Annotated in this window: 3 protein-coding genes and 1 pseudogene; 3 read left to right on the forward strand and 1 reads right to left on the reverse strand. The window is 65.0% G+C overall.

The features are described 5' to 3' along the window. On the reverse strand, positions 1-268 hold a 268-nt coding region (locus DBR23_RS00830), incomplete at its 3' end, for a GntR family transcriptional regulator (protein WP_199227600.1). 242 nt (positions 269-510) lie between these two features. On the opposite strand from DBR23_RS00830, the gene DBR23_RS00835 reads away from it, so the two are divergent. From DBR23_RS00835 to DBR23_RS00845, 3 genes and pseudogenes are all read left to right on the forward strand, one after another. Beyond that, positions 511-1,257 (forward strand): TetR/AcrR family transcriptional regulator, encoded by a 747-nt coding sequence (locus DBR23_RS00835; protein ID WP_108496998.1) that lies wholly within the window; start codon positions 511-513, stop codon positions 1,255-1,257. A gap of 2 nt (positions 1,258-1,259) precedes the next feature. Next, positions 1,260-2,429: an efflux RND transporter periplasmic adaptor subunit gene (locus DBR23_RS00840; RefSeq protein WP_108496999.1), complete on the forward strand. Its 1,170-nt coding sequence runs from the start codon at positions 1,260-1,262 to the stop codon at positions 2,427-2,429. 14 nt (positions 2,430-2,443) lie between these two features. Then, a pseudogene (locus DBR23_RS00845) lies at positions 2,444-4,944 on the forward strand (efflux RND transporter permease subunit); the annotation flags it as partial.

Below are 4,944 nucleotides of genomic sequence, written 5' to 3' on the forward strand. Positions count from 1 at the left end.
CGCCCTCGCCGCCCGCGCCGTTGGCGGTGGCTGGGGCGGGAGCCAAAGGGCGGGTGCCCCGGCCGGGCTCGCGGGAGATCATGCCCTCGCCTTCCAGCAGCTCCAACGCGCGGCGCACCGTGACACGCGCCACCGCGAACTGCCGCATCAGCGCCAGTTCGCCCGGCAGACCATCGGCAAACCGCCCCTCTTGCAACTGCTCGCGCAGCACCAGATAGATCTGGTGGTACTTGGGGAGCGGCAGATTGTTGGACGGCATGGAGGCCATATTAGGAATAGTTCTAATGTCCTGTCAATAAGACATTTAGGAGCGAAATTTGTCTCGCTGCAGACATTTACGGCACCGGTGCACTGCACCGAGTGCACGCAACCACCGTGCCAGCAAGGAGAGATGTGCACCGCAGCAATGCGAAACGGCGCGCCTTTTTGGCAGCTTGTGACAAGGCCGCATTGACGCGCCCACAGGCACTGGCTACATTACTAACCAGTCAGTCATTAAAAATAGCCGGTTTGACCACTCCCCCCCCACCCTCCTCTGCCACGACCAGCACCAAACGCGAGCGCCGCAAGGAAGCCCGCCCGGGAGAGCTGCTGGAGGCTGCCCTCGACCTGTTTGTCGAGAAAGGGTTTGCCGCCACACGGGTGGATGAGGTGGCGGCGCGCGCAGGGGTATCCAAGGGCACGCTGTTTCTGTACTTCCCCAGCAAGGAAGAGCTCTTCAAGGCGGTGGTGCGCGAAAACATAGCCGGCCGCTTCGCCGAGTGGAACAGTGAGCTGGAGACCTTTGTGGGAACCACCAGCGAGGTCCTGCGCTATTGCTACCAGGTCTGGTGGGAACGCATCGGGTGCACGAAGGCCTCAGGCATTACCAAGCTCATGCTCAGCGAGGCGCAGAACTTCCCCGAGATTGCGCAGTTTTACCAGCACGAAGTCATCCTGCCCGGCCAGGCGCTGATTCGCCGCATCCTGGAGCGTGGCATTGCGCGGGGCGAATTCCGCCCCGTGAACCTCGACTACGCCGTGTACCTGGTGCTGGCCCCCATGATCTTCCTCATGATGTGGAAGCACTCAGTGGGCGCCTGCGTGCCTGATGCCCAAGAGCTGACACCTGAGCAATACATCGAGACGCAGATCGACAACATCCTGCACGGCCTGTGTGTGCGCTCGGAGGCGCCTGCAGCTTCCGGCGCAGCAGGCACATTGCCGTCTGACAAGCCGTCCCCTCCCCCTTCTTTCACGCGCTCGCGCACACCCTGACCATGAAACGCTGGATTCCCTGGATGGCTGCGGCCGTCGTTGTCGTGCTGCTCGGTGGCGGTGTCTGGCGTGCCATGGCGGCGCGGCAGGCGCAGCAAAAGGCTTTGGCCGAGGCGTCCACACAACGGGCCGAGGCACCGCTGCAGCTGGCGGCCGACGAAGTGATCAGCGTGCAATCGTCCCAACTATCGCTGGGGGTACCGGTATCAGGCTCGTTGCGTGCCGTGGACTCGGCCATGGTCAAGGCACGCGTGGCCGGCGAGCTGCAGGGCCTGACTTTGCGCGAGGGCGACAGCGTCAAGGCGGGACAGGAAGTGGCCCGCATCGACCCGACCGAAGCCCGTGCACGCCTGCGCCAGGCCCAGCAACAGGCCGATGCAGCCAAATCGCAGGTGGACATCAACCAGCGGCAGTACAACAACAACCGTGCACTGGTAGACCAGGGCTTTATCTCTGCCACGGCGCTGGTCACCTCGCAGGCCAGCCTGGAAGCGGCCCAATCCAGCTACCAGGCCGCCGTATCGGCCGCCGATGTCGCCCGCAAGGCGCTGGAAGACACCGTCCTCAAAAGCCCCATCAGCGGCCTGGTGGCGCAGCGGCTGGCCCAGCCGGGAGAGCGGGTGCCCATCGACGCCCGCATCATCGAAGTGGTGGACCTCTCCCGCCTGGAACTCGAAGCCCTGCTCACCCCGGCTGACTCCGTCGGCGTGCGCGTGGGTCAGAAGGCCCAGCTCACGGTCGAAGGCACCTCGGCGCCGGTACAAGCCACCGTCGTGCGCATCAACCCCAGCGCCCAGGCGGGCAGCCGCACCGTGCCAGTCTATTTGCGGGTGGACCAGGCACCCCACAACGCCAGCCTGCGCCAGGGCCTGTTTGTGCAAGGCCTTCTGGCCACGGGCAGTGCGCAGGTACTGACCGTTCCATTGGATGCCGTGCGCACCGACAAACCGGCACCCTACCTCCAGACGATCAAGGAGGGCCGCGTCGCCTATGTGCCGGTACAGACGGGAGCGCGCGCCGTGGTCAATGGGCAGACCCTGGTCGCGGTGGACGGCGTACCCGTGGGCACGACGGTCATTGCGGGCCGCATGGGTTCGCTGCGCGAGGGCACGCCCGTGGTGGCGGCAACTGCTGCGCCACAAGCCGCTCCCGCCTCGCGCACTGCGCCTTGACCAGCTGACGCGCCATGTGGTTCACCAAAGTCAGTCTTAAAAACCCCGTGTTCGCCACGATGGTGATGCTCGCCATCGTCGTGCTGGGCCTGTTCTCGTACCAGCGCCTCAAGGTCGATCAGTTTCCCAACATCGACTTCCCGGTGGTGGTGGTCACCGTGGACTACCCCGGCGCGTCGCCTGAAATCGTCGAGAGCGAGGTCACTAAGAAGATCGAGGAAGGTGTCAACTCGATTGCGGGCATCAACGCCCTCACCTCGCGCAGCTATGAGGGCACGGCGGTTGTCATCATCGAGTTCCAGCTCCACATCGACGGCCGCAAGGCCGCCGAGGATGTGCGTGAAAAGGTCGCCACCGTGCGTCCCTTGCTGCGCACCGAGGTCAAGGAGCCACGCGTGCTGCGCTTTGACCCCGCCAGCCGCGCCGTATGGTCGCTGGCCGTGTTGCCCGACGAAAAATCGGGTCGCAGCGCGGTGGAACTGACCACCTGGGCCGAGCAGATCCTGAAGAAGCGCCTGGAAAACGTGCGCGGCGTGGGCGCGGTGAACCTGGTGGGAGCGACCAAGCGCGAAATCAACATCTACCTCAACCCGCAGGCCCTGGAAGCCTTTGGCGTGACACCCGACCAGGTGGCCAATGCCGTGCGCAACGAGAACCAGGACCTTCCAGTGGGTGCAATCCGCTCGCTGGCGCAGGAGCGCGTGGTGCAGATCGACGCACGCATGGAGCGGCCCGAGGATTTCGGCAAGATCATCGTGGCCCGCAAGAACGGGGCGCCGGTGCGCCTGGACCAGGTGGCCCGCGTCAACGACGGCGCGCAGGAAGTGGAAAGCCTGGCGCTCTACAACGGCCAGCGCACGCTGCTGCTGTCGGTGCAAAAGTCGCAGGGCGAGAACACCATTGAGGTGGTCGATGGCCTGAACGCCGCCGTGGTGGAACTGAAGAACCAGCTGCCACCCGGGGTGCGGCTCGAAACCATTGGCGATAGCGCCCGCCCGATCCGCGTGGCGGTCAACAACGTGCGCCAGACGCTGATCGAGGGGGCCATCCTCACGGTGCTCATCGTCTTTCTGTTCCTGAACTCCTGGCGCTCCACCGTGATCACCGGGTTGACGCTGCCCATCGCGCTGATCGGCACGTTCCTGTTCATGAACATGTTTGGCTTCACCATCAACATGATCACGCTCATGGCGCTGAGCCTGTGCGTGGGGCTGCTGATCGACGACGCCATCGTGGTGCGCGAGAACATCGTGCGCCACGTGCAGATGGGCAAAGGCGCCTACGCGGCCGCCATGGACGGCACGCAGGAGATCGGCCTGGCGGTGCTGGCCACCACGCTGTCCATCGTGGCAGTGTTCATGCCCATCGGCTTCATGGGCGGCATCATCGGCAAGTTCTTCCACGAGTTCGGCATCACCATCGTCGCGGCGGTGATGATTTCGATGTTTGTGAGCTTCACGCTCGACCCGATGCTGTCGAGCATCTGGCACGACCCGAGCATTCATGCGCACGGCCAAAAGACGGCGCCCGTCACCTTCTACGACAAGACCATTGGCCGCGTCACCGGCTGGTTTGACCGCGCCACCGATGCGCTGGCAGAGGGCTATCAGCACATCCTGCGGTGGTCGCTGGTGCACAAGCTGGCCACCATGGTCATCGCCCTGGCGGTGTTCGTGCTGAGCGTGGTCATGGTGCCGCTGCTGGGCACCGAGTTTGTGCCCAAGGCCGATTTTTCAGAGACCTCCCTCAATTTCTACACCCCTGTGGGTTCGTCGCTCGAGGCCACCGAGGCCAAGGCCAGGCAAGTGGAAGGCATCCTGCGCGAGATGCCCGAAGTGCGCTACACACTGGCCACCATCAACACCGGCAACGCACAAGGCAAGATGTACGCCAGCATCTACGTGCGGCTGGTAGACCGCAAGGACCGCAGCCGTAGCGTGGACCAGATGTCCGACGTGCTGCGCGAGCGCCTCAAGACCGTGCCCGGCATCACCGTGACCCATGTGGGCCTGCTGGACGCGGTGGGCGGCCAGAAGCAGGTGGAGTTCTCGCTGCAGGGGCCCGACCTGCGCGAACTGGAGCGCCTGACCAAAATCGTCACCGAGAAGATCCGCGGCATCCCCGGCCTCGTGGACCTGGACACCAGCGCCAAGCCTGACAAGCCCGTGATTGCGCTGGATGTGAAGCGTGAAGTGGCGTCGGACCTGGGCCTGTCGGTGGCGCCCATGGCGGCCTCGCTGCGCACGCTGGTGGCAGGCACCACGGTGGGCAACTGGCGTGCGCCCGACGACCAGACCTATGACGTGAATGTGCGCCTGGCCCCCGAGGCGCGCACCACCCCGGCCGACCTGGAGCGCCTGCCCTTTGCCCTGGCCGCCACCGACGGCACGACCCGCATCGTGCGCCTGAACCAGGTCGCCAGTGTCACCGAATCCACCGGCGCCAACCAAATCAACCGCCGCGACCTGACCCGCGAAGTGGCGGTGAACGCCAACGTGTCCCAGCGCTCGGCCGG

Origin of the sequence: Acidovorax sp. HMWF018 (assembly GCF_003061035.1) — a bacterium.
GTDB lineage: Bacteria > Pseudomonadota > Gammaproteobacteria > Burkholderiales > Burkholderiaceae_C > Acidovorax > Acidovorax delafieldii.